Source organism: Mobiluncus sp., assembly GCF_034180645.1.
Lineage (GTDB): Bacteria > Actinomycetota > Actinomycetes > Actinomycetales > Actinomycetaceae > Mobiluncus.
In genome coordinates, this window is record NZ_JAXFNY010000001.1 from 1 (window position 1) to 26,078 (window position 26,078).

The following is a 26,078-nucleotide window of genomic DNA, read 5'->3' on the forward strand; positions in this document are numbered from 1 at the left end:
GGTGGGTTCAGGATCATACGAATCACCTGAGTGAGCCGAGGATAAAAATGTTTTGGCGGAGGAATCACATTCCCCCGCCAAAACTGATGTTCAATACCTCACAGGCTCTTGATGATTTCCTCCACGGAGGCCTTGGCGTCACCGAAGAGCATGTCCGAGTTCTCGTTAAAGAACAGCGGGTTTTGCACCCCGGCATAGCCGGTCGCCATCGAACGCTTGAAGATAATCACGCGCCCCGCCTCCCAGACGTGGAGCACCGGCATCCCCGCAATCGGGGAGCCCGGCTCGTAGGCGTCAGGGTTCACGGTGTCGTTCGCGCCGATGACCAGGACCACGTCCGTGTCTGGGAAGTCGTCATTAATCTCGTCCATCTCGAGCACGATGTCGTAAGGCACCTTGGCCTCGGCCAACAGCACGTTCATGTGACCGGGCAGACGACCCGCCACCGGGTGAATCCCGAAGCGAACCTCCACACCCGCTTCACGCAGCTTCTTGGTCAAGTCCGCGACCGCGAACTGCGCGCCGGCGGTAGCCATGCCGTAGCCGGGAGTGATGATGACGGACTTGGCGCCCTTCAAAATCTCCGCGGCTTCGGGAGCCTTGATTTCGGTGTGTTCACCGTAATCCTTGGCTTCCTGAGCTGGACCCGCGCCCTCGCCGAAACCGCCGAGGATAACAGAGATAAACGAGCGGCCCATGCCTTTACACATGATGTAGGACAAGAACGCACCGGAGGACCCGACCAGGGCGCCGACGATAATCAACAGCGGGTTGGACAGCATGAAGCCCGCAGCCGCGGCCGCCCAGCCGGAGTACGAGTTCAGCATGGACACGACCACCGGCATATCCCCGCCGCCAATAGCGGCCACCAGGTGCAAACCGAGCAGCAGGGAAATCGCGGTCAAAACGCCCAAAGCGATCCACTGCTGCTGCAGCAGAGCGGCATCAGCACCGGCCGGGTCCGTCCGCTTGGCCACAATCATCCACACAATCATGGCGATAACCGCCAGGATCATCAGGATATTCAGGAAGTTACGCGCCGGCAGCATCAACGGCTTACCTTTAATCTTGGCCGACAGCTTCAGGTAGGCGATGATGGATCCGGTGAAGGTCACGGCACCGATAAAGATGCCAATCCCGACTTCGCCCAGATGGAAACCCATGTCGCGCACGGTTTCTGCGTTGTCGGTGGCCGAAAGCTCCATGAAGGTGTTGAACCCGACCAGCACCGCCGCCAGACCCACAAACGAGTGCAACAGGGCGATGAGTTCGGGCATTCCCGTCATCTTCACGTTCTTGGCTTTCCATAAGCCGATAATTGCCCCCAGCAGCATACATCCCACCAGGATAGAGGCGGTTTGACCGACGTGGGTCACGGCGTTTGCCGGCGGGGTGGCGCTCAGGGCGACAAAAATAATCGACACCAGCGCGATGCTCATGCCGGCGATACCGAACTTGTTGCCGCGCAGGGCGGTGGTCTGGTTAGACAGACCCGCCAAGGCCATGATGAACAGCAGGGCGGCGATGAGGTAGGCGAAGTATTCGACGTGATCGCTCCAGTAGGCGAGGGTGGTCATGTCGGCGTGGTCGCTCGCGTTAGCGGCAAGGTTCACAAGTGTGTGCAACATGGCTTAGTCCTCCTTCTGGAACATCTTGAGCATTCGGTGGGTCACAAAGAAACCACCAAAAATGTTGATGGAAGCAATGAGAATGGCCAGACCCGCCAGACCCGTCACAATCCACGAGGTCGATTGGGCCAGCGACAGAATCGCACCAACCAGAATGATGCCCGAAATCGCGTTCGTTTCACTCATCAGCGGGGTGTGCAGCGAGTGGGTCACGTTGGTAATGACGTAGAACCCGGCCACAATCGCCAGCGCCAAAATGATGTAGTAGGGCAGCATTGAGAACGGCGTCACCGCGACCAGGGCGATGCCCAGCACGGCCGCCACGAAAATCCAGAAGTTCCGCATGGCGTGGGACTTCGGCTTTTCCGGCTCGGCAGCTGCGGGCGCTGACGAACCGGGGGCGGGCTTGGCCGGGGCCGCCGAGACCGAAATGGGCGGCGGGGGCCACAGTACGTCCTTTTCGTGGGCAATCGTGATGGACCGCACGACTTCGTCCTCCAGGTTAAAGACGATGGCACCGTCCTTTTCCGGGGTCATAAGTTTCATGAGGTTCACAATGTTTTGCCCGTAGAGCTGGGAGGCCTGGCCGGGCAGACGGTTCGCCAGATCGGTGAAGCCGATGATGGTCACGCCGTTGTCAGTTACCACCACTTCCCCAGCCTTGGTCAGTTCGCAGTTGCCGCCCGCCATGTCCACGATGACAGAACCGGGCTTCATGCCCCCCACCGCTTCTGCAGTGAGCAACAGCGGGGCGGGACGGCCCGGAATCTGGGCGGTAGTAATAACGATGTCAGAAGCGGCCGCCTGTTCCGTATAGAGTTTCAGGGCCGCTTTGGCCTGATCCTCGTTCATTTCCTTGGCGTAGCCGTCCGAGGATTCCTGGGCTGGCGCCGGGATTTCCACAAACTCGGCTCCCATGGATTCCACCTGTTCAGCCGCGGCGGCACGCACATCGGTGGCCTGGACGATGGCACCCATCGAGTTCGCGGTGCCGATAGCCGCCAAACCGGCGACACCAGCGCCGATAACGTAAACCTTAGCCGGAGGCATCTTGCCGGCGGCCGTGACCTGGCCGGTGAACAAGCGCCCAAAAGCGTTAGCGGCCTCAATGACCGCGCGGTAACCAGCGATGTTTGCCATCGAGGACAGCACGTCCATCGCCTGAGCGCGGGTAATGCGCGGCACAGCGTCCATCGAAATCGCGGTCACGTTTCGCTTGGCGAACACTTCGGCAATTTCGGGGTGGATACGCACCCCGAGGCGCGAAATCAACACGGTTCCTTCACGCAGCTGGTCGATTTTGTCTTGCGGCGGGGTGTCCAAAGTCGTGACAATGTCTGCCTGCCAAACTTCCTGCGGTCCCACCACTTCGGCACCGGCGTCGCGATAAAGCTGGTCAGGGTACGACGCGTCGGAGCCTGCTCCGGCTTCGACAATGACCTCATAACCCAACTTAATCAGTTTGCCAACGGTGTCAGGTGTGGCGGATACCAGTTTTTGCCCCTCAGCGGGCTCTCTCGGTATTCCTATACGCACGTATAACTCCTGAATGTCAACAGTTTCCGGCCTTGAACGGGCCGGGGCGGGGTAATCCCCATGACGGGTTTATCCTATCAGTAACCGAGGCTTATCCCCTCTCGTGGGCTGCTTCGATTTTTTCTGTAGCTTCCAAAATTTTGGTGCTGTTTTCAGCCACGCGAATCAGCGCCGCCACGCTCTCTAGGGTGACGCGCCACAACAGCACACCGAGGAACAGCCCTAAACCTATGGGAATTATCAATAAAAACGCCCCAAAAGCTTCCGCTGGCGAATCTAGTGCAGCCACTCTTAGGAACAACAACCCCCAGGTCAATAGCGCCGAAACACCGGCAAAAATTAAACCAACGGCATAGATAATGCCCAGCAGCGGAATAGTGATGAATCGTTTAAACTTGAAATCAAACAGGGGCTTCAGCGGGTTCTCAGTAGACTTTGCGGGTGCGCCGTATTGCTGATATTGGACGTAAGGAGGCATAGCTCCACCAGCCTTTCCCTGGGCTGGGAAAGGCTGAGCGCCGGAAGTCGGCTGGGGAGACGGCGAGAGCGGTGACTGTGCCGGGACTCCGGAAGGACTCGCTGAATCTACAGGGCTAAACCCCGGCTGCGCTGGTTGCCCGGGTTGAGCTGGTTGCGCAGGTTGGACGGGAGGCATCGCCGAGGCGGGAAAACCGCCGGGAGTTTCGGGCGCAGGCGGCAAAGATTCGTTTTCGGGAGGTGGAGGAAGACTCACGGTTTTTCCTTTCAAAAACACTCGATTTTACAGAAAAACCATACCACCTAGAGGCCCACGAGTATACGCTTTATGACCAAAATCGCAGGGAAGTTTTTACCCTACATTTACCTGGAATTATTACCTGGCTACCTCACCCGTGGTTCGTGAAACTTTCCGAGAAGCGGTTATGCAGGCGGCGCAAGGGTCGCGGCGCCCACCAGTTCACCCGGCCGAACAGAGCCATCACGGAGGGCACCAGCACCATGCGGACAATAGTTGCGTCAAAGGCGACCGCCACCGCCAAAATAAACCCGACCTGCTTCAACACAATCATGTGCCCGGTCACGAACGCGAGGAACACAAAGACCAGAATGGTCGCAGCGGAAGTCACAATCCGGGCCGAGCGCGTTAAGCCTTGAATGACCGACAGACGGGCCGACCCGGTCTCGTCCCACACTTCTTTCATCCGCGAAAGCAAGAACAGCTCGTAATCCATCGACAGCCCGAAGCCGAAGCACATCAGCATAACGACCACGTAAGATTCCAGCCCCGGCAGTTTTTGGGCCCCCAACAGCTCCACCCCGAAACCGTCAACAAAGACCAGGGTGGAAATCCCCAGGGTCGCCATCAGCGACAACGTGTTTATCACCAGGGCTTGTAGCGGTATCACTATCGAGCCGGTCATGAGGAACAGCAGGATGATGGTGATAATTACCAGCACGCTGAGCACCCAGGGCAAGCCTTGGGCCAATGACGAGATGAAGTCGATTTGGTTCGCCGCCTGGCCGATGACATAACGCTCGAAATCATGGGGTTTATCCCGGATTTCCTTCACGATTCTCTCGGCTTGCGGGGAACCGATGTCTTGCGTTTCCAAATCCACGACGGCCACGGAGTCTTTCGTGTCGCCCAGTTGGGAGGCGGCAAAAACTTGGGCGATTCCTTTGATATCGCTGAGGTTTGCTTCAGTCCAGGCGTCAAGTTCCTCGGGCGTGGTGTCCTCGGCGACGATACGCACCGGGGGCAGTCCGGTGCGCGGCACTTGGACGGACAAATCTTCGTACAGAATCCGTTGTTCGTTGTGGACTGGCAACATGTCAAACAGGGAGTTGCGCAGGTTCAAGGTCGCCAATGGCAGACACGCCGCCACCAAAACCGCTGCTGAGACAATGAAATACAGCCAGGGTCGGCGAGTTACCGCGATGGAAATCCGATAAAAGAACGTGTTTTCCGTTTCGGGGTCAACTTCCGGCGTGCCGTGCGGATCTTTGCTTTGCGCTACCCGGTGCTTCACATGTGCCGGCTCGACGTTGCCCATGAAGCGGCGCAGGAGGGGTATCTTGGTCAGGATTGAGGGCTTTTCCAGGCGGGCGGAAGCCATAAACATGAGCGCGGACACCAAGGTCAGCGCCGCAATCATCGCCAGCAGCACGGTGGAGGACCCCGCAATACCCAGGGACTTCAACAGTTCCGGCCGGAAGAAAATCATGCCGGAGGATGCAATCGCTACGGTCAGGGCACTAAAGAAAGCCGTTCGGCCCGCGGTAGACAGGGTAATTTCCAAAGCTCGCAGGTAGCGCGGATTCAGGGCTTCCAGCCGCTCGCGAGTCTTGGGGTTTTTCACCCCGGAGAAGTCCGGTTTCCATTCGTCCTCGGGCAGGTCACGCAAACGCACAAGTTCCTCGTGGTAGCGCGACACTATCAGCAAGCCGTAGTCGATGGATAGCCCCAACCCCAGCACTGAAATCACGTTGACAGCGAAAGACTGCTGCTCAAACAGGTAAGTCATCCCCAGCATGATGGCCAAAGCAGTGGAAATCGCCACCATCGCTCCCGACATCGGCAGCAAAGCGGCCAAAAATCCTCCGAACACAACCGCCATAATCAGGAAGGACAGCGGAATTCCAATAGATTCGGAGCGTACCAGGTCGTTCTTAAGGGTTTGGATTCCCGCGTCATTTACCAGGCCTGCGTCCGTGACTCGCACCCGGAAATCGGATTGCACTGCATCTTTTGGCAGAGCCGATTTCAGCGTGGATTCCAGTTCGCCCAGGGCTTCCTCAACGTTCCTCACGTCCGGCTCAAACTGTTTCGGCGGGGTCTTTTGGGCTTTCCCGTTCACCCGCAAATCCATAGTGGCCACGATGACGAACCCCTGGCCGTCTTTCGCCACCAGTTCCCGCGCTTGGGGATCGAGGATGGCGTTATATTCCACGAAGGGATAGGACACCTTGTCTACATGTGGCATCCCTTTCAGTTTCGTCTCAAACTGTTTCAGCTCGGTGTGCAGAGCTTTCGAGACGGGCCAGTCGGGTTCGGACAGAGCTTTGGCTTGGTCGCCCAGCGCTTGGGCTGCGTCGCCGAGCGCTTGGGCGCGGTTCGCCAAGTCTTTGGCGATGTCGCCCTTGTCTTTCGCTTGATCGCCCAGTTCCTGAGCCCTGTCTCCCTTCGCTTTGGCTTGGTCGCCCAGTCGGCGGGCTTGCGCGGCGAGACTCTGGGCTCGGTCTGAGCTGACAAGAGCCTGGTCCCCGGCTGCCTGGGCCTCAGCGCCAATTTCTTGGGCACGAGCGGCCTCGGTCTGAGCTTCGGTGCCTGCTGCCTGGGCTTCGGCCCCGAGTTGTTGGGCGGCGGCGCCCTGTTCTTGGGCTTGGACCCCGGCCTGCTGGGCTGCAGCACCGAGTTGTTCAGCTTGTGCTTTCGCCGCCCCAGCTCCCGCCATATCTCCACTGGCGGCGAGCTGCTGGGCTTTTGCCCCGGCCGCCTCGGCTTGCGCCTTCAACTCCTGAGCCTTCGCGCCCGCCTCCTGAGCCCGCGCCCCGGCCGCCTCGGCTTGCGCCTTCAACTCCTGAGCCTTCGCACCCGCCTCCTGGGCAACACGTCCCAGGGCTTTGGCTTGGTTTCCCAGGCTGGTGGCACGATTGCCCAGCTCGGTCGCTTTCGCACCCAGGGTTCGCGCCTGATTAGCCAGCGTCTGAGCCGGATCTCCAGCGGCTTTTGCCTCATCGCCGAGCTTCTTGGCTTCATCCCCCTGATTCTCGGCCTGAGCCTGCATCTCATCCAGCTGACTGGCCAGCTTTGGTGCTTGCTCCAGCTCCGCGCGCAAATCAACCCCGGAAACATAGGCCATCACGGAATAGGCCGCGGTCTGGTGACTTTCCACCATGACTTGCCCGGTATGAGACTCGGAAGGGGTCGCCTGGGGTACATCAGAAATGAGCCGATTCCACAAGGGATCTCCAAACCCGGTAACCGCGCTCAGTGCGGTGGCGATAACCACCAAAATCCAAAATGCCAGAACTCGCCTCGGCCTGAGGGCCAGAAAACGAGCGAGCTTGACATACATATATCAAATGTACCCAGACCGCGTGGGAGTCGCACCCGGAATGGAACTCTGTTTTTGTCCGGTCGCGAAACCGCTATGGTTGGATAAAACGCCGTCTATAGTCGATAATTGACCTCATGGTTCCTGGTTTCACGCAACGCCGCTCCCTGTGGGTTCCGGCGCTATTCATGTTGGTTTTCGCTCTCGTTGGTATTGGTCCGGTCGCACCCGCACAAGCCGGGACCAGCGACACCCCGCCAGGTTACCCGCCAACCGGGGTTCACCGGCTCCTCCCGCCCACCCCTGCTGACCAACTCGACCGCGCGACACCCCTTGTGAACTCCCCAGAAAAGGGCTCCACCCAGGCCGGGCAGATTCCTGACCCGCACCCCGCCACCGTCCAGATTGTTATCGGACCGGGTTCGGACGGAATGGCATCCATGTGCTCCGGAGTTTGGGTCGCGCCAAACATGGTGCTGACCGCGGCCCACTGTTTTAAGAACTTGCCCCAAGGGCCGGCGCGGATTTTTGCCGCCAACTCTCAAGTTCCCGGTAGCTTACCCCTAGCCACCGGCGTAACTTGGGACAGCACCACGCAAGGCGACGTGGCACTGATGGTGACCACCCCGGCGAATCATCCCATCGCACCGGTCAGCGCGGCGGTGCAACCTCCCAGCACTCCCCTGCATATTTGCGGGCAAAACTACATCATTAAAGAATCCACCACCATCGACGGCGTCTCCCAAATGATTGGCGGCAAAGCAAACTACTGCGCCAACGTCAAAACTTTGGACGCCCACACTGCCCAGCGTTTCCAGATTCCCGCTGGTGGCAACATCCTGGCCACCGTGCCGATGGCGGTAGATAAAGGTGACTCCGGCGGTCCTCTGTACAATGCAGCTGGCGAAGTGGTCGGCATCACCAGCTCGAAATCCAATGCATCTTTCACGAACAACAGCGAACAGCTGCTGTTTAACGCCGCCTCGCCGATGTCGCGTTTTGCCCCCTGGCTGATGAGTTTAGGGGTGCCGGTGCGCGGCGCAAGCAGCGGCACTTTGGAGTTCAAGCAGCTCCCGCCGCACATTACGCGGGTCAGTGGCGCCAACCGGATGGATACTTCCGGGATGATTGCCGAGGCTTCACCCAACGTGGAAACGCTGATTCTCACCACCGGGTTGATTGCCGCTGACGGTTTGGCCGCAACGCAGCTGGCCGGGGTCACCAGCTCCGCGTTGGTGCTGTCGAACTCCCGCGACCACTTGGATCCCCAAGCCCTGAAAGCCTTAGATAAATTCGGGCTGCGCCGGGTCGTGCGCGTGGGCGGGACCGTGGGGCTGAGCGCTGCCGACCGGGCGCTGATTCAGGCTAAAGGTCTGGAATTGGTGGAACTTATCGGCGCGGATCGTTTTGACACCGCCCGGATAGTCGCGCAATATCGTGATTCTCTGGGAGGCGCACCCAGCGCGGTCTTGGTGGCTGACGGCATCAATTTCCCTGACGCCCTGGCTGCCGGAGCCGCGGCCGGAGCGCTGCAGGCCTCCCTGGTACTGTCCAGCGGAAACACCCTCCCCCCTTCCACCCAAGGCTACCTGAACCCCCTTCTGACCAGCACTAAAATCATCACGGTCGGCGGTCCGGCGCAGTCTGCCGTCGCTTCGGCCGGTATCAACGCGAGCGCGACCTACACCGGGGCGGATCGCTACGAAACCGCCCTCGGCCTCGCCACCAGCCTTGACCTGGGACGAGGCGTAAACGGCCTGGTGATGGTGTCGGGACGGAACTTCCCGGACGCCCTTTCCGCCGGAGCCTACACGGTCAAGCAAGGCGCGAAACTTGTGCTGGTACCCCCGGCCGGGTCGAAACCCGCGTTTTTGCAGGGCTTGTGGGCCTCCGCTGGCTTCCACGGTGTCATCGTGGGCGGCGCCGGCGCGTTGCCCGACCAGGACGTGGCGTGGGCGCTGCAATAGCTGGCTGTGCGCTATTTGCGGTTTGCGGTTTGCGTCTGAGCCCCGACCCCTCGACTGTAAACATTAACTAAGATTGGAACCATGGTTTTCACTGCGAATTTGCTGGATTGGCTGAAAGACCCCGGCGCCCTGTTGGAACACCTCATCTCGGCTTACGGGGTGTGGATGGTGGCCATTGTCGCCCTCATCGTGTTCATCGAGTCAGGAGTGCTGTTCCCGGTGCTTCCCGGCGATTCGATGCTGTTTGCATTGGGGCTGCTGCAAGACCGCATGCCGGTGAACCTCGCCGTGATTCTGTTCGTGCTGATTGTGGCGGCAATCGCCGGTGCCCAGGTCGGCTACTGGTTCGGGTTGCTGTTTGGCGAACGGTTTTTCAAACCCGACGCGCGCGTGCTGAAAACCGAGTATTTGCAGAGCGCCCAAGTGTTCTTTCGCAAGTGGGGTGGGCCGGCGGTAGTGTTGGGGCGTTTCGTTCCTTTCGTGCGCACTTTCGTGCCTATCGCGGCCGGGATCGGCCGTTACGGCTGGGCGCATTTCACATTGTGGAACGTAGTGGGCAGCATCGCCTGGACCGGCGTGTTCATCGTCGCCGGCATTTCGCTCGGGGGAGTGCCTTTTATCCGCAACAACGTGGAGCTCATCGCCGTCATCATCATTGTGGTGTCAGTCATTCCCATAGCGTTGGGGATTGCGAAAAAGGCGTTGCGTAAAGCCCCGGATAGCCAGGAGACTGAGAAAAGTAACATACACTAGGGCCATGGTGAAATACCTCCAAGACCCCCTGAACCGAGCTATTTACGCATCGGATGCCTCAAACTATCGCATCGTGCCCGACCGGATCGCCCAGCCGGAGAACCTTGACCAGCTGCGCGACACGATTTTGGAAGCCCTGTCCGCCGGCGTGCCCCTGACGATGCGCGGCCGGGGAACCTCATGTTCCGGCAACTCTATCGGGCCTGGCCTGGTCATTGATACGTCTCACCAATGCAACCGGATTCTGTCCCTCGACCCCTCCGCGCGCCAGATTACGGTGGAGCCGGGGGTGGTGCTCGCCGATATTCAAAAGGCCGGGGCGCCCTTTGGTCTGCGATTTGGGCCTGATCCGTCCACCTGGACGCGGGCCACCGTCGGGGGTTCGATTGGCAACAACGCCTGTGGCCCGCACGCCCAAGCCTGGGGTCGCGTGGCGGACAATGTCATCTCGATGGACGTTATCGATGGTTTCGGGCGGGAATTTCGCGCCACTTCTGGCGAAGGCGCGCTAGACGTAGTGCCGGGGTTGCAGCGCCTAGTTGACGAAAACCTGGCGTTGATTCGCACGGAATGCGGGAGTTTTCACCGGCAAGTTTCGGGCTATTCCCTGGAGCACCTGCTGCCGGAAAATGGGCGTGACCTGGCCAAATTCTTGGTGGGCAGCGAGGGGACCCTGGTCAGCGTGCTGCGTGCCACGCTGCGTTTGGTGCCCGTGCCGACCGCACCGGTGCTGGTGGTGCTGGGCTACCCAGACATGATTGCCGCCGCCGCTGACGTGCCGCTGATTAATGACTTTTCTCCCCTCGCGGTGGAGGGCATGGATTCGCGTCTGGTTTACACTTTGGCGCACAAGCCGGGGGTCGGCGAGCTGCCCGAGCTGCCGGAGGGGAATGCTTGGCTGCTGGTAGAGATGGGCAGCGCCACCGCGGACCTGGAAACAACCCTGGCTCGTGCCAATGACCTGGCGCAAGCCGCTAACACCCGCGCCACCCTGGTGCTGCCCCCCTCCACGCAAGCCACGAAACTTTGGCGGATTCGCGCCGATGGGGCCGGATTGGGCGGGCGGACCCCGTTGAACCCGGACGGCAGTGGTAACGACCCGGCCTGGCCGGGCTGGGAGGACGCGGCGGTTCCGCCCCAGAATTTGGCCGCTTATTTGCGAGATTTCACTGATTTGATGCGGGAAATGAACGTGGACGGAATGCTTTACGGGCATCTCGGGGACGGCTGCCTGCATGTGAGATTGAACCTGCCGTTGGGGGCGGAGGCTGGGCAAGGGCGTTCTCGGGAGTTCCTGGAGCGTGCCGCTGACCTGGTCGGTAAACATCACGGTTCGCTTTCGGGCGAGCACGGGGACGGCCGGGCTCGCTCCGAATTGTTGCCGCGAATGTATTCCCCCGCGCTGATTCGTTTATTTAAGCAGGTCAAAGCGCTGTTCGACCCACGGGGTTTGATGAATCCGGGGGTGCTGGTGGATCCCGATCCACTGGACGCGAACCTACGACTGGCGGGGGCTCGAACCATTCCGGCCCTGCCCGGACAAGGCTTTACTTTTCCGAAAGACACGGATTTTACCGCGGCCGTGCATCGCTGCACCGGCGTTGGCAAATGTTTGGCAATGAACCAGGTCAACGGTGCTTGGATGTGTCCCAGCTACCTGGCTACCGGCCAAGAACGGGACGCCACGCGCGGGCGCGCCCGGGTACTGCAAGAAGTCACGAACGGCACACTCATTCGGGATTTCCGCGACCCGAACCTGTTACGTGCCCTAGATTTATGTCTGGCGTGTAAGGCCTGTTCCGCGGCCTGCCCGACCGGGATTGACATGGCGGCCTATAAGTCCGAGTCGCTATATCGGGCCTATCGCCGGAGATTGCGGCCGCGTTCGCATTATCTGTTGGGTCGTCTGCCGGGCTGGCTACGCTTGGCGCGCCGGATACCCGGCGGTGCGGGCCTGGCCAACAGTGTTTTCGGGGTCGCGTGGATTCGCCACCTGGTGTTTCGGATGTTTGGGCTGGATCCGCGCCGGCAGATGGCGCATTTCCACCCTGAATCATTCCGGGCTTGGGTGCGGCGCCGCGGCGGAAACGCTGCGGAACCGGAAAATGGGTCGAACGGACTTGTGAATGGGGATATGAGACAGACGCCGGAAGCTGCGGGGCAGGTCAATGCCGTCGCCTCGACAGTAAGCGCGGACAGCCAGCCCACTCCCAAGGCTAAACCGTGGGTGGCGGTGTGGGCGGATTCGTTCTCAGAAGGGATTGCCCCCGATGGTGCCAAGGCCGTGGTGGAGCTGCTGGAAACGGCGGGATACCAGGTTTACATTCCGCCCCAAGCCTGCTGCGGGCTGACCTACGTGACGACCGGACAGCTGGACAAAGCCCGGCGCAACATGCGGCGCTTGTGCCAGATTCTGGGGCCGCTGGCGGTCAACGGGATACCGATTGTCGGCGTGGAGCCGTCCTGCACCGCGACCCTGCGCGACGACCTGGAACGTTTACTGCCCGACGATCCCCGTGCCCAGGCGATTGCCCAGGCCACGTGCACTTTGGCCGAACTGCTGAGCAACCCGGACACCGCGCCGAACCCGGACGTATGGAAGCTGCCGGATTTGCGAGGCGTGCAGGTTGTCGCTCAGCCACATTGCCACCACTACAGCGTCCTGGGTTGGGAAACCGATCGCAAGTTGCTGGCGGCCACCGGAGCGGAAGTTGTGGAACTGGCGGGCTGCTGCGGAATGGCGGGCAATTTCGGCATGGAACACGTCGAGGTGTCGAAACGGATTGCGGAACACGCTTTGCTGCCCGCCCTGCGCGAACACCCGAACGCGATTTTCCTGGCTGACGGCTTCAGTTGTCGCACCCAGGCGGAACAGATGGCCGGCAGCCAAGGGGTTCACCTGGCGCGCCTGCTACTGGGCCCCAGCTCCCACGTCGGAGCCTAGTCCCCAGCGCGGTCCGCGCAGAATCAGCCAAAAGGCACCGGGAAAACACCCGGAGAATCCAGGAATGCTCGCTCCCAAAAATCAAAAGATACTCGCTGAGTTGCGGATAAAGGTGGAGAATAGCCGGGTAGCTGCCATTTTTGGCAGCTACCCGGCTATTCTCCCCTTATAATCCACGCGCACCCCGAAACCTAGAAGGTTTCACGCCTGAACAGCGCTGGAATTCTGGTTATATACACAGGAATTCGAGTGGTATTGCGGGGCAGGGAGCGTTGGGGGCGACCACCCCGCAGAACTAAAACCCAAATTAATAGGATTAACGCCCGGGCCGGGATTGTCTCAGGGAATGAAGCCTAGCGGTTGCGCTCGATTTCAGCATTGATTTCGGCTTGGGCTTCGGCGAGGGTCGGACCATCGATGAAGCCCAGATGCCAGAACTCCCAACCGTCGACATCTTGGCCGAGCTCGCGAGCCGCCTCGCTGGGATCATCAAATTCGCGGCCTTCCAGGACAATGACCCCGCGCTCGGCGAGGGTAGCGTTGACTTCGGCCGCGCTTCCGTCAAAGTTCACCAGGGCAATGAGCGGCGTATCTTCGCCGGTCACCTGGGCAATGACACTGAGCCCGGCAGCGTCACGGTTCAGCAGGTCAGTTCTGTCAGATTGGGCCACTCCGGACTCCTCCGAGGTTGCTGCCTTTTCCGGGGATTCCGCAGTTTCCCAAGCCGCGGCAACGCCAGCGTTTGCCAAGCTAGCTGACTCGGCGGGTTGCTCGGATTGCGCCGGCTCGTTCCCGGCCTGCGCCTGTGCCTCTGCCGCCAGGGTCTGTTCGCTAGCGGAAGCCCGGTGGGAATGATGAGCCGTCTGGAATTCTCCGGTATCGGTGCCGGAAATAATGTCCGCGAAGGACGGTACATCAGTCTCGGCAACGCTACCGTGATGGGTGGTGAACAGCGACTCAACCGGCTCTTCGTCTTCTGCTGAAGCCAGCGGAGACACCCCGGAACCCCGGGCCGCTTCCATTATGGAATGGCGGGAGATTGAACCGGTTTGCAGTTCGGGTTCATCAACTGGGTTCGGACTGTCCTCCGTAGTCCCAAGGGCGGGTGCTACCGGCTCCGGCGCGAGTGACGCTGGCTCTGAAACCGCCTCGACTTCGGGGGCTGCGGGCTCAACGTCTGGCACAGCCGTCCCGGAAACCGGACTGGTCGCCATCGGGGTCGCCAGGTCGGCAAAGCCTACGCTCCTCACCTGGTCCGGACTGGAATCCACTTCGGATGCCATAAACTCCACGTTTTGCACATCCTCATCGGTAGCGGAAGTAATCGCGGGAATGCGAGCTCCCCGACCCGCCAACAGATTCGTATCGTGGCTGAACAGCGAGGACGCGACCCGCTGCACATCCAGGAAGCGGCGCCCGTTGGACATCTCGCGCACGCTGACATGATGGACTTCCAGCCCCGAAGGGGTCAAAGCATCCAAGGCGGGGCGCACATCCGGGTCAATCTCGGTGGCGACCAAAATCAGGCGCGGTCCAGCCGCCAAGTTCGGGGGCATAGCATCGCGGAATTGCGTCCAACCAGAACGGAAAGCGCTGACCCCGCCGGGATAAGCGGCAGCCAAATCGTTCCATCCCAAGTTAGACACGGCTCCGAGCCGCGCCAAAGCTGCAATCAAACCTGTGGAATCCAGCCGATTCACCACTTCGACCAGCACGACCTGGCCGGAACCGTCCAAAGCGGTCAAACGCGGGGACTCCTGGGGAAAACCGTTGGCCGTCCCGTCCGCGCCAGGAACCCCCGACCCCGGCGACGCCCCAGGTTGCGCAAATTCTCCGGGCATCCCGGACACCGGCGTCACAGTCATATCGTTCCAAGTCACGGGAAAAAGCGGGCGAGCAATAACTTCGAGGACCTGACGGCGGATAGAATCCAGAATATCCCCTTGGGCTTCCGGGCCTACGGGATGGCCAAACTGGGCCGGAATCAGGTGACCTTGGTCATACTCAAACAGCGACATCGCAACCTCAATCGTCGGGACTCTTTAGCGAGCCCAGACTGCAAGGCTCAACTTCCCCTATCATCTCACGTTTTTACTCCTGTTACACCCAAGCATGAGAGAGCATTTCAAAATGTCAAGAATTTATTAGCGCTGTCGTCTAGGGGGACTGGCGCAGCGCCGGGGATAGTGAGGAGGTTACAGCTCGCGTTTTTCGGGAAAGGCCGGGTCGTCAGGGTTCGCTGCGGAGGCATCACCAGTGTGGGTGACCGGGGCGTCACCAGTCCGGTCGGGCGAACCATCCGCGGGGGACGAAGCCACCGCACTGGCCTGTTGCCGGGAGAGCTCCTGGGATTCCATGACTTTCGCAGTGTCCTTCTTGGACCCGCCAATGTAGGACGCGGCCACCTGGGCGTGAACTGTTCCGGGAGCCCCGCCGATACGGTCGTGGCGAGTGGACAGTTCCGGCATCGAATCGTGCCCGGTCAGGTACAGAACCACGGTGTTACAGAACGCTATAATCGGCACCACCAGCAAAGCTCCGATAATTCCAGCCAGGAAGGTTCCTGCGGTCACGCCCAGCAGCACCGCCAGCGGGTGCAGACTGACCGCGTTAGACATCAGCATCGGCTGTAGCACGTTGGATTCAATCTGTTGCACCGCCAAAATCACAATCAGCATGATGACGGCCGCCATGAAACCTTTATCCAACAGCAGAATCAACACCGCTATAGCCCCGGTGGTGACCGCACCAACAATCGGGATAAAGGAACCTATGAAAATGAGCAAGGCCAGCGGGATAGTCATCGACCCGGCACCCAGAATCGCCGCCCCGATGGAAATAAACACGGAATCCACCAAAGCCACCAGCGCCTGGGCTCTAATGTAGCCATTGAGCGTGGTCCAGCCGCGAATCGCCGCCTCGTGAACCGGCTCGCGAGCGGGAACCGGCAGCATCCGAATCAACCAAATCCAAATCTGGCGACCGTCCTTGAGGAAAAAGAACAGGCAGAACAGCGAAATCAAGATGGTGGTGACCACGCTGGCGACCGAAGAAGTCACCGACAGCGCCGAGGACGCAATGGAGGAAGAATACTTGGTAGCAAAAGCGGTGAGCTGGGCGGTCAGCTCTTTAAAATAATTATCAATTTGCGCCTGGTCCAGATCCAGGGGACCATCGCTCAACCACGCCAGGGCCTTGTCGAAGCCGCCCCCGGCTTTCGCCAGCAGGGCAGGCGCGCCGTGAGCCAGCTGGGAGGTCGCAATCCAAATCATTGCCACAACCAGCCCTACACCCACCAACAGGGAAATGACCGCGGATAAAGTCTTGGGAACATGCCACTTTTGCAATCGGAAATGCATCGGCTCCAGCAGCAACGTCAACAGCAGCGCCACCGCGAGGGGCACGAAAATGATGGATACTTTCGTGATTCCGTACAGGATCAGCCCCAACGCCGCGATGATGACCAGGAAACGCCACGCCCAGCTGGCCGCCACCCGAATCCGCCAAGATACCGAATATGCCGAGTTCGGGCCGTTTTCCACCTCGGGCGGGGCAGTCGGTTCCAGTCCGTCAAAGTTAGGAACTCGATTTTGCGTGTCCCGCCGGGAAATGACCTCGCGCCACCACCCGCGTCTAAAATCGGCTCCGGCGTTCAATAACGGTTTTTTCTCCATCGCACTTCCGTTTTCGGTTGTTTGTTGTTGTCAAAAGATGTCACAGTCTGGTTACTGCCTCACCGGGAACTTCACGATATGGCAGGGCGGGCGCAAAGCCGGGGAAGGATAACCGCTCAGCGCACCATCCGGTTCAAGGGCAGTCCGTAGTTGACCTCGCGACCGGTCATCGCTCCGTCCGAGAGGAACCCGGCGCGGCGGTAAAACCGGTGGGCTCGCTTTTCCCCGGGATATCCCGAAGGCAGCCACAGCTGGGCTGGCTCCTGTGGGCCGACCACGTATTCCAACAAGCGCCGCCCCAAGCCTTGGCCCTGATATTCAGGCATTAGGTAGTGCATGGAAACTTCCCGTTCCCGGGCGGGCGGGGCTACATGCTCGTTGCGTACCGTCTGAACCGTCATGGCGATGCCGACCACCCGGCCGTGCTCGACCGCAATTGCGATGCGGCGTCCTGCCGGATCCGAGGTCAACAGGTTGTGCCATTGACCGACCAGGGTCGGCTCGTCAAACCGGGAACGGTATCTATCGTCGATAAATTCGCCGTAGTTAGCCAACCACATGCGGGCGTGAGCCACCCCCATGCCGGCGGCATCCTGAACCTCAGGCGGGCGAATGTTGACAGTCATTACTCTCGATTCCGTGAGTCGTTTTCTCTAAGTCTAGCTTCTGTGGCCGGACAAGGAGAATCCCCCCGCGGGAAAACGCGAAACCGTGTCGTGTCTGAGCCGGAAACTCCCGAAACTCCGGAAGTTCCGGGACATGAACCTAGTTATCGGACGCAAAGAACGCGAAGATCCGCAGGAACTCAATGTAGAGCCAGACCAGGGTCACCATGAGTCCAAAAGCGGCCGTCCAGGCGGTTTCCTGGGGCGCCCCGTTATCAACCGCTTTGACGATGTAGTCAAAGTCCGTGACCAGGGAGAACGCCGCTAAACCGATAGCGATGAGGCTGACGAGAATCCACAGCGGGAAGCCGCCGATGGTCGGGGCGTTCGGACCGTAGAAAGACCAGGCCGGGTTAATGAGGCTGACTACCAGGTTGCCCAGGTAGAACACAAAAATCGAAAACATGCCGACCATGACGACTCTCATGAGGGTCGGGGAGTTGCGCACCACCTTGGTCTTAAACAGCACCAGCATTACCCCGGTGGTGACCAGGGTCGCCACGATTGCTTTCATCACCACGCCGTCGTAAAGCGTGGCGAACATGCTGGAGATGCCGCCCAACATGACACCTTCAAAAGCGGCGTAGCCCAGAATCAAGGCTGGAGAGGGACGGCGCTTAAACGAGTTCACCAGACCCAACACCAAGGCCACAATCATCGAACCGAACGTCACACTCATGCCCAGTCCCGGATTGGCTGCGGTCAGTGCCCAAGCCCCGGCTCCGAAAAGCAGGAGGGTTCCGAAAGTCAGCACCGTCTTAATCAAAACATCGTCCAGAGTGACGGGACGGCTGGCAGAAACCGTACCGTACTGTTCCTGACCCTGCGGGGTAGGGAACTGCTGAGGTTGTTCCGGTGCGTAGCTCACTTGGGGAGCATTGCCGGGATAAGTCTGGGTAGCCCCGCCACCGACCTGGTAACCGGGCATAGTCGGGTAACCTCCCGGAGTACGCTCGGTAAAAACTTTGTTGCGTGTAAACACTGGGTTGCTCATGTCGCTCCTTATTGTCTCAACGGTTTAATCGTAGCGTATTTCCCCATTACTGCCACGGCACAGTCCTCCTGCTACGGGGTGATTTTCTCAGGGCGCAGCCCTGTCACGGAGCCGGGAAAAACCAGCTGTGTCACAATAGGTTGGTGACTAAAAGCCAGGAACCCCGCAAGCCCGGAGGTAAAACCGACCCCGCTCGGCGTCAAACCCTGCGCGGAGTCGTGTCGAACGTGTTGCTGCTGGTCACGTTCATTGTGCTGTTCGGGGTCGGCATTTTGGTGGTGGTCCAAGCGGGTTTCCTGGAACCGCAGGAAAATCTGGCTGCCCGCGGCATGATGGCGCTGGTGATTACCCTGCTGATGGTGGTGGCGGTGCTGTTGGCGCGCATCGTTCAGTTGGGACGAGACCGGGTGGACGAGTTGACGTTGCGCAACCGGCAGTTGGAGCTGGAGCGCGAGCAGTCCGAACAGATTGCGGTAGCTGACGAACGTGCCCGAATTGCCCGGGAAATGCACGATATTGTGGCCCACTCGCTGACGGTGTTGATTGCCATGAGTGACGGCGCCACCGCCGCGATTGACAAAAATCCAGAGCTCGCCAAGGAAGCCTTGCGCAATATGAGCGAAACCGGGCGGGCGGCGCTGGCGGATACGCGCCGCCTGGTGGGAGTGCTGCGCCAACCCAGCGAAGTACCCCAGAACCTTGACCCGAACTCCCCCCAGAACGACCAAACATCCTCGCTAGAGGAAGTCCGCTTCACCCCTTCTCCGGATTTGGCAGAAATGGACGGACTAATCGCCCAGTTCCGGGCGGCCGGCCTGCCGATTACTTACCACTACACCGGGGATGAGGTGCCGGCTGACGGTCCGCTGCAACTGACGATTTATCGAATCGTCCAAGAGTCTTTGACTAACATTTTGCGTCACGCACCCGCCTCCACTGCGGTTGAGGTCGATTTACAAGTGCGGGACAACGGGATTCGTATCGTCGTGTTTAACGCTACTTCCCTGGCGGGGATAAACCCCGGCGGCGGGAAGGGGCTCATTGGAATGCGCGAGCGCGCTGCGGTCTATGACGGTCATGTTCAGGCTGGCCCCACCCCCGGGGGATGGCGGGTCGAGGCTACTTTGCAGTGGCAGCCCGAAGCACCGAAGTCCGAGGGCTGGGTTATGCCCGCGTAAACAACTTTTAAGCAACTTTTAGGGGACAATGTAAACGTGAGTGAAAACGAAAACGAAACTGGACAGTCAGCGCCGTCCGCGCCCGGCGAAGTCATCAAAGTGCTGCTGGTCGACGACCAATCCCTAATTCGGATGGGTTTTCGGATGGTGCTGGAGGCGGCGGACGACATCACGGTAGTGGGCGAAGCGGCGGACGGCAAAACCGCACTAAAGATGATCAAGGCGACCGCGCCGGACGTGGTGCTGATGGACGTGCGGATGCCCAATATGAATGGCATCGAGGCGACCTCGGAAATCATCGCCAGCAACCCGAACGTGAAAGTCCTCATCCTCACCACTTTCGACCTGGACGAATACGCTTTCGCCGCACTGCGAGCCGGGGCCAGCGGATTCCTGCTGAAAGACGCTAAACCAGAGGAACTCATCGGCGCGATCCGCAATGTCGCCCACGGGGACGCCACGATTTCCCCGCGCGTGACGAAACGGATGCTGGATATGTTTGCCCCGCAGTTGCCCGGCGACCAGGACAGCGACGCGGAGACGAATCTGGTCGACCAAGCCCTGTTGGATAGCCTCACCGACCGGGAAACCGAGGTGCTCACCCTCATCGCCCAGGGGCTGACCAATCAGGAAATCGCCACACAACTGTTCATTTCGATGACCACTGTGAAAACCCACGTGGGCAATATCCTGAACAAGATTGGCGCCCGCGACCGAGTACAAGCCGTCATTTTTGCCTACGAAAACGGCCTCGTTTCCGCATAAAAGCGCCGGATTGGTGAAAAAACTGTACCCCCGGTCGGATTCGAACCGACACTGAACTGATTTTAAGTCAGCTGCCTCTACCATTGGGCTACGGGGGCGCACACATTTTTCAGACTGGTTAATCATCTATTCATTTGGGAATTTACTCAAATCGACCCTAAACTTTGAATATGGACAAAGAAGTGCCAAGCAATGATAAAGAAAACGAAAATCTCGACAGGGGCCTCTTAGGCGAGCAGGATCTAGCCGGTCCGTCCCCGGATGATTACGATGCCGCGGTTCGAGTTGGTGAAGAACGGCTCAGCGCTCAACAGCGTTTCGCCCGGTTTGTTTCCGACGACATCGTCGGGGGCATGATTCTGATTATCGCCGCCATTATCGCCCTGGTTTGTGCCAACACGCCTTTCCGCGAGGGGTATCAGGCGGTGGCACAGTTTGTGCCCGACCCCGGCTTGGCGCAGGCTGCCGCCGCTGACACCCTGTCGGTGCTGCAAAAACTCCATCTGTCCATGCCTATTGAAGAGTGGGCGCGTGACGGTATCCTGGCGATTTTCTTTTTCACGGTCGGGTTGGAACTGAAGGAAGAGTTCACCCACGGCGCCCTGCACGATCCACGAACCGCGGCGATGCCGATTATCGCCGCCGCCTTTGGGATGGCCGGGCCCGCCCTGGTTTACGTGGCCGTCACCGCCATCACCGGCTCTGGAGCTTGGCACGGCTGGGCGATTCCGACCGCCACGGATATTGCTTTCGCGGTCGCGATTTTGCAGATTTTTGGCCGCGGCCTGCCCAACGGAGCCAGGACATTCCTGTTGACCCTGGCTGTAGCCGACGACTTGGGCGGGATTATCGTCATCGCCGTGTTCTATGGCTCTAACCTGAATCTCGCTTTCCTGTTGCCGATGGCGGCGTGTGCCGCCCTGTTCGGATTCCTGTGTCACAAGCGGAAAGGTCACTGGTACTTCCTGATTCCTCTGGGGGTGTTGACCTGGTACTTCATGCTGGTTTCCGGCATTCACGCCACGATTGCCGGAGTAGTTTTGGGCATGGTGGTTCCTGCCGACAAGCGCGACCGGGAAGTTCACAACCTGGTGGAACAGATTTCTATGAAGGTCAACCCGGTTTCGGCCGCGTTTGCGGTGCCGTTCTTTGCTTTCTTTGCTGCTGGCGTGGACATCGTGGACACCCCCGGCGGAGCGCTCAAGATGCTGACCAACCCCGTGGCCGTGGCGGTCATGCTCGCGTTGCCTTTCGGGAAAATGCTGGGAATCTCCGGTTCGGTGTTCGTGATGGAAAAGTTCACTCCCCTGCACCTGGAAAAGGGCGTGACCATGGGTGATATGGTTCCGATTTCGCTGGTGGCAGGGATTGGTTTCACGGTGGCGCTGTTGATTTCGCACCTGTCTTTCCGCGGCGACGATTTGCTGACCCAAGCCGGTTCCATCGGCGTGGTCATGGGCACCGCGCTGTCCATCGTCCTGGGCGCTATCGCTTTGCAGGTACGCCTGGCGTACCGCCGGTCGCACCCCCACGAGTGAGGTTTTGCCCGGTTTTCCGGGTGAAAGTTAGCATTATTCCGATTTCGCGAGGATTCAGTCAAGCGTCCCCGCGCGGCCAGTTGACCCCACGGACCGGGGAACGCACGCCCCGCCCTTGTGCATCCGCCCGACCCCGCGGACTTGGGAAAGAAAATAGCCCAAAAGGGTATGTCCGGTATCGAGCGAATCTGATATTTTCGAGGTGAGGAATCGGCGTTGGGTCGCTTCCCGAAAACCTAGAAAGGCAAACAAATGCGGAGTTTGCAAAAGAAAAGCCTGGTGGCGGGCATCGCAGCAATCGCGTTGGTGGCGTTGAGCGGCTGCGAAATGGACGTCAAGCTGAAGGTTATTGATGAGAACACCATTGAACCTTCGGTCATCGTCGCGATGAGCGAAGCCGAAAAGGACATGCTTTCCTCTATGAGCGACGGCGAGGAAGTGACCTGCAAGGATCTCGCGGATATGGAAGATGAGTACGAGGCCACGGTCAAAGATTTGAGTTCTGGCGGGGATATGAAATGCGAGATTATTCTGCCGCAGGAACAGAGTCTCAATTCAAGCGAGAACCTGAAAAAAGAAGGCGATGACCTGGTTCTGTTCCTGCCCAAAGAGCAGATTGATGACTTGAAATCGGAACTGAACGATGCTGGGGATATGAGCGATCTAGGTATGGATTCAATCACCATGAACCTGATTATCCAGATGCCCAATGGTATCAAAACAGCCACCGTGGACGGGCAACCCGCTGATTTCAAGGGGGACACCGTGACGCTGGACATGACCGACATCGGCAGCGAGGTTAAAATTGTGTCCTCGCCCGGTATTCCTGGCGGAAATGCCGGCGATAAGGCTGATTCCGAGTACGACCCGGACAGTGACCTCACCGAGGCCGGGAAATCTGTGGCGGAAGGAATCGGCAAGTTCCTCGTGGGGATGGCCATTTTTGGGATTCTGATAATCGCCGGCATCGTCATTCTCATTGTGGTGCTGGTGAAAAAGAGCAAGGCAAAGGCTATTCCGGCTAACCAATTCGGCCAACCGATGAACTACGGGCAACCTGGGCAACCTGGACAACCTGGGGTCGGACAGCCAGTTCAGCCAGGGCAGCCCCAGTTCGGACAGCCCGGTCAACCCGGGCAACCTCAGCCTTTCACTCAACCTGGTCAGCCGGGACAATCGGGACAGCCGGTTCAGTCCAACCCCTTTGCTCAGCCGGGAACCCCGAACCAGTCGATTCAACCAAATCAGCCTGACCAGACCCAGTTTGGTCAACCGCAGTCATTCGGGCCGAATACCCCTGACCAAGCTAATCCGTTCTCCGGACAAACCGACCCCACCCAGGATCCAAATCCGCAAAACTAGCCCCAACAAGCTGCGCGAGGTTTGAGATACCTGCCTGGGTTGTGGCTAAAGGGGGAGAATAGCCGGGTTGCTGCCATTATTGGCAGCTACCCGGCTATTCTCCCCCTATAATCCACGCACACCCCAAAACCCGGTAACAAACAGCCCCTAAATTTCTCGGATGACCTGAAATAAAACTAGAACCCGGAATTCAGGGAATCTGGGACAGGATAATCCCGTCAAGGATGTCGTTTTCCGAGGTCCGAACCGGGAATGCACCGCGGGGTTCACCGGCAGGCACCGTCCCAGAATCCGAGCGACCAGCGCCGGAACCGGGAGCCGGATGAACTTCCAACCAAGCAAGAATCCGCTCCCACACCAAGACTCCCCCGGCAATCTGGCGCACCCGCTGCGGATGCATGGGCCCCAGCTGGGCTTTTTCAGCGTGCGGCATCCGAATCAAACGCCGGGCGCGTTCCCGCAGCGCTCCGGAATCCAGCACGGCGCCGTTGATTTTGTCCGGCTTGTAACTGTCCAACCCCAACTCCAAAGCGGTCAAAGTCGTGACCGAACCGGCCACCCCGACTACCTCGCGGGCACGTTCCAACGGCACACCGGCGTGAGCCTTAGCAATCAGCGAATCTACAAACCGGCCAGCCTGGCTGATAGCGTCCTCGCTGGGGACTCCGCGCGCATCCTCGGCGGGCCGCAGGTAACGTTCGGTGACCCGCGTGGAACCCATATTCATCGACACCGCGGCCGTGACCTGGTCAAACTGGCCAGTGTCGGGGTTAGCCTGACCGAACGCAAACTCGGTAGAACCCCCCCCGATGTCAACGGTCAGAGCCGGACTGGCAATGTCGCGATGCGCCGACAGCGTCCCGGTAAATCCCAACGTGGCCTCGACTTGTCCCGAAATGACTTCCGGCGTCACGCCCAGCCGCTCCTGCACCCCGGCACTAAACTGCGAAAAATTATCCGCATCGCGCGAAGCGGAAGTCGCCACCATCCGAATCTGCTGGACGCCTTCCCGGCGCACAAAACCGGCGTATTCCTCGACCGCCGCAAAAGTCCGTTCCAGCGCGGCCTCACTGAGGTGTCCGGTCCGGTCCACCCCTTCACCCAACCCCACAATCCGATTCAACCGCATCACGTCAGCCATCGCCCCGGATTGGGAGTCAACCTCGCTAATCAGCAAACGAATCGAGTGAGTTCCACAATCAATCGCCGCCAAACGCATTACCGACCCCTTTCCCCAACAGTTTCGTCCATTTTCCACGCACAAGTCGCGGGCGTCCAGCGATGCGGGTCACTCGCCGGCAACTCCGCCAGCCGGTCCAACACCCAATCCCCGATAGGATTCACGCCTCGGCCCGCCGCCAAAGCGTGTCCGAGCAGGGCGTGGAAACACTTGACCCGGCGGGGCATTCCTCCAGCCGACACGCCTGCGAGTTCGGGGACTTCCCCGATTCCGGCGGCTTCGCCAGCCTGGGTGCGCTGGCGAATATAAAACTCATGAGCGCGGGCATAAGCGGCCGCTATCTGCGGGTTTACCTCCAGCAGGGCTTCCGCTTCGCGCATGACCCCGTTTGCCTCCAGGTGTGACACGGCCGCGACCGCCGCCGGGCAGGTCAGGTAATAAAACGTGGGGAACGGCTCGCCGCCGGGCAGGCGCGGGGCGCTCGCAATGACTGCCGGGTGACCAGCAGGAACACTGCCCCCTTGACCAGCAGGAAAATCGGTAAGGCGACCAACGGGATTATCACCGGGATAGCCAACGGGATTAGCAGCCTGGTGACCTGCGGAAATACCCCTCTGACGGTCAGCAGAAATACCTCCCTCATGACTGGCGGGACTGGCATCAGATGACGCGCCGCAATCCCCGCACCGGGCGGCGACCCCCAGAACTCCCCGTGGGACGCGCCCCAGTTGAGATGCAATAATGCGCAAATCTTCCGGGCTAGCGGGTGTAATCACAAGAGCTCCTTTGTCAGTTTACGGTTAGCGCTCAGTTATGGGTCGGGGCGTTCGAGGATTTCGGGGCTGGTTCCGGATTGGTTTTGCCAGGGCTCGCGGGCGGTTCGGTAGTTTTCGCCCCCGGAGCGGAGGTTGTCCCGTCAGCGCCCGGGGTCGTTTCCGGGGCGGGAGCGGCCCCCGCGACTTGCAACCCAACGACAATTTGGCGGAACCACGGCAAATCATTCGTATCTTTGTCGGTCCAACCGCTGGTCAGCTGCGGTTTTTTCGCGCCGGGAGGATCAACTACGACATAGGTAATCTCGCCGGGTTTCACGTATCCCAAACGTTCGCGGGCTTGGCGGGAAATATACTCGGGGTCTTGATAGCGTTTGATTTCCGCTTCCAGCTCGGCGTTTTGTGCTTTGACCTGGGCAATCTGGGCTGCCAGCGAGCGAGCCTGCTGCTGCTGATCCATCCAGGAACGCAGCGGTGAAAACACGACCAGGAACACGGCGAGGGCTACGGCCGCCAGCGTCAAAAGGCGGGCGATGCGGGTCGAGCCGGGAGCTTCCGCAGCGGGGGTGCGCGGCGTGGTTTTTGCTCGGGAAAAGGCCGAGTCCACGGGTTTCCCGGGTTTCCCCGGTTTTCCGGATTGCCCCGGTTTTCCGGATTGCCCGGTTTTCCTGGGTTTTCGGGCAGAAGCGTTTGACGCAGCCGAACCGTGCGGGGTCGGCTTATCCGCGTCAGAAGGTTGGCGCGGTTTCAAACTGGGACGCTTCACGTGGACATTATCCCAAAATTCTGCAGTTTTCCGTCATTGGACAGGCTTTTGCGCGTAATCTCGAGGACCGAACAGGGCCGAACCGACCCGCACACACGTCGAGCCCGCCGCGATGGCCAACTCGAAATCCCCGCTCATGCCCATCGACAGTTCCCGACAATCCGCACCGCCGGGAAGCCCCGAAACCGACTCTCGCAACCCCGCGAGCTGGGAAAACATCTCGAAAACACCACGCTCGCCGACCTGATCCACGTGCGCGGCCACCGTCATCAAGCCGATGAGGTGCAGTCGCGGGGGGGGGGGGTCCCGCCCCCCCCC

At 59.8% G+C, this 26,078-nt stretch carries 19 protein-coding genes and 1 tRNA gene; 7 read left to right on the forward strand and 13 right to left on the reverse strand.

Translation table 11 applies throughout. The features are described 5' to 3' along the window. Nucleotides 1–98 precede the first annotated feature (98 nt). The 4 genes from SPI05_RS00005 to SPI05_RS00020 form a co-directional block, all read right to left on the reverse strand. Nucleotides 99–1,628, reverse strand: coding sequence for an NAD(P)(+) transhydrogenase (Re/Si-specific) subunit beta (locus SPI05_RS00005; protein ID WP_321074974.1), 1,530 nt, complete (start codon nucleotides 1,626–1,628; stop codon nucleotides 99–101). 3 nt (nucleotides 1,629–1,631) lie between these two features. After that, nucleotides 1,632–3,164 carry a Re/Si-specific NAD(P)(+) transhydrogenase subunit alpha gene (locus tag SPI05_RS00010; RefSeq protein WP_321074976.1) on the reverse strand — a complete coding sequence of 511 codons (1,533 nt, stop codon included), beginning with the start codon at nucleotides 3,162–3,164 and terminating at the stop codon, nucleotides 1,632–1,634. A 91-nt stretch (nucleotides 3,165–3,255) separates the two neighbouring features. After that, nucleotides 3,256–3,897, reverse strand: coding sequence for a DUF4282 domain-containing protein (locus SPI05_RS00015; RefSeq protein ID WP_321074977.1), 642 nt, complete (start codon nucleotides 3,895–3,897; stop codon nucleotides 3,256–3,258). A gap of 133 nt (nucleotides 3,898–4,030) precedes the next feature. Beyond that, entirely contained in the window at nucleotides 4,031–7,222 is a 3,192-nt protein-coding gene (locus SPI05_RS00020) for an MMPL family transporter (RefSeq protein WP_321074978.1), read from the reverse strand. A gap of 116 nt (nucleotides 7,223–7,338) precedes the next feature. Between SPI05_RS00020 and SPI05_RS00025 the strand changes: the two genes are divergently transcribed. The 3 genes from SPI05_RS00025 to SPI05_RS00035 all read left to right on the forward strand — a co-directional run bounded on the left by SPI05_RS00025 (nucleotide 7,339) and on the right by SPI05_RS00035 (nucleotide 12,865). Beyond that, entirely contained in the window at nucleotides 7,339–9,168 is a 1,830-nt protein-coding gene (locus SPI05_RS00025; protein ID WP_321074979.1) for a cell wall-binding repeat-containing protein, read from the forward strand. Between the two features lie 81 nt (nucleotides 9,169–9,249). After that, nucleotides 9,250–9,921, forward strand: coding sequence for a VTT domain-containing protein (locus tag SPI05_RS00030; RefSeq protein ID WP_321074980.1), 672 nt, complete (start codon nucleotides 9,250–9,252; stop codon nucleotides 9,919–9,921). Between the two features lie 4 nt (nucleotides 9,922–9,925). Beyond that, nucleotides 9,926–12,865 carry an FAD-binding and (Fe-S)-binding domain-containing protein gene (locus SPI05_RS00035; RefSeq protein ID WP_321074982.1) on the forward strand — a complete coding sequence of 980 codons (2,940 nt, stop codon included), beginning with the start codon at nucleotides 9,926–9,928 and terminating at the stop codon, nucleotides 12,863–12,865. A gap of 353 nt (nucleotides 12,866–13,218) precedes the next feature. Here the strand turns inward: SPI05_RS00035 and SPI05_RS00040 are convergent, their stop codons facing one another. The 4 genes from SPI05_RS00040 to SPI05_RS00055 form a co-directional block, all read right to left on the reverse strand. Next, complete coding sequence (locus SPI05_RS00040) at nucleotides 13,219–14,883, reverse strand: cell surface protein (protein WP_321074984.1); 1,665 nt, start codon at nucleotides 14,881–14,883, stop codon at nucleotides 13,219–13,221. Nucleotides 14,884–15,060: 177 nt separating this feature from the next. Next, the gene (locus SPI05_RS00045; RefSeq protein ID WP_321074986.1) at nucleotides 15,061–16,539 is read right to left on the reverse strand and encodes an AI-2E family transporter; all 1,479 of its coding nucleotides are present in this window, start codon (nucleotides 16,537–16,539) and stop codon (nucleotides 15,061–15,063) included. Between the two features lie 116 nt (nucleotides 16,540–16,655). Further along, entirely contained in the window at nucleotides 16,656–17,165 is a 510-nt protein-coding gene (locus tag SPI05_RS00050) for a GNAT family N-acetyltransferase (protein ID WP_321074987.1), read from the reverse strand. A gap of 139 nt (nucleotides 17,166–17,304) precedes the next feature. After that, nucleotides 17,305–18,198: a Bax inhibitor-1/YccA family protein gene (locus tag SPI05_RS00055; RefSeq protein WP_321074989.1), complete on the reverse strand. Its 894-nt coding sequence runs from the start codon at nucleotides 18,196–18,198 to the stop codon at nucleotides 17,305–17,307. A gap of 218 nt (nucleotides 18,199–18,416) precedes the next feature. Here SPI05_RS00055 and SPI05_RS00060 point away from each other — a divergent pair, with 218 nt between their 5' ends. After that, on the forward strand, nucleotides 18,417–19,376 hold the full coding sequence (locus SPI05_RS00060) for a sensor histidine kinase (RefSeq protein ID WP_321075008.1): 960 nt from the start codon (nucleotides 18,417–18,419) through the stop codon (nucleotides 19,374–19,376). Nucleotides 19,377–19,412: 36 nt separating this feature from the next. After that, nucleotides 19,413–20,141: a response regulator transcription factor gene (locus tag SPI05_RS00065; protein WP_321074991.1), complete on the forward strand. Its 729-nt coding sequence runs from the start codon at nucleotides 19,413–19,415 to the stop codon at nucleotides 20,139–20,141. Between the two features lie 25 nt (nucleotides 20,142–20,166). On the opposite strand, the gene SPI05_RS00070 is transcribed toward SPI05_RS00065, so the two are convergent. Continuing rightward, nucleotides 20,167–20,239: transfer RNA gene (locus tag SPI05_RS00070), tRNA-Leu, on the reverse strand. Nucleotides 20,240–20,311: 72 nt separating this feature from the next. Here SPI05_RS00070 and nhaA point away from each other — a divergent pair. Continuing rightward, a complete protein-coding gene (nhaA, locus tag SPI05_RS00075) occupies nucleotides 20,312–21,679 on the forward strand; it encodes a Na+/H+ antiporter NhaA (protein ID WP_321074993.1) in 1,368 nt (455 codons plus the stop codon). 252 nt (nucleotides 21,680–21,931) lie between these two features. After that, entirely contained in the window at nucleotides 21,932–23,041 is a 1,110-nt protein-coding gene (locus tag SPI05_RS00080) for a hypothetical protein (RefSeq protein WP_321074995.1), read from the forward strand. Nucleotides 23,042–23,231: 190 nt separating this feature from the next. Here SPI05_RS00080 and SPI05_RS00085 read toward each other — a convergent pair whose 3' ends face one another. From SPI05_RS00085 to SPI05_RS00100, 4 genes are all read right to left on the reverse strand, one after another. After that, nucleotides 23,232–24,260 carry a phosphatase gene (locus SPI05_RS00085; RefSeq protein ID WP_321074997.1) on the reverse strand — a complete coding sequence of 343 codons (1,029 nt, stop codon included), beginning with the start codon at nucleotides 24,258–24,260 and terminating at the stop codon, nucleotides 23,232–23,234. After that, nucleotides 24,260–24,829 carry a DUF501 domain-containing protein gene (locus SPI05_RS00090; protein ID WP_414601941.1) on the reverse strand — a complete coding sequence of 190 codons (570 nt, stop codon included), beginning with the start codon at nucleotides 24,827–24,829 and terminating at the stop codon, nucleotides 24,260–24,262. The genes SPI05_RS00085 and SPI05_RS00090 overlap by 1 nt, the downstream gene beginning before the upstream one ends. Before the next feature lie 199 nt (nucleotides 24,830–25,028). After that, nucleotides 25,029–25,760, reverse strand: coding sequence for an FtsB family cell division protein (locus tag SPI05_RS00095; RefSeq protein ID WP_321075001.1), 732 nt, complete (start codon nucleotides 25,758–25,760; stop codon nucleotides 25,029–25,031). Nucleotides 25,761–25,793: 33 nt separating this feature from the next. Further along, nucleotides 25,794–26,078, reverse strand: a 285-nt coding sequence (locus SPI05_RS00100; RefSeq protein ID WP_321075007.1) for an alanine racemase, incomplete at its 5' end; no start/stop codon positions are given.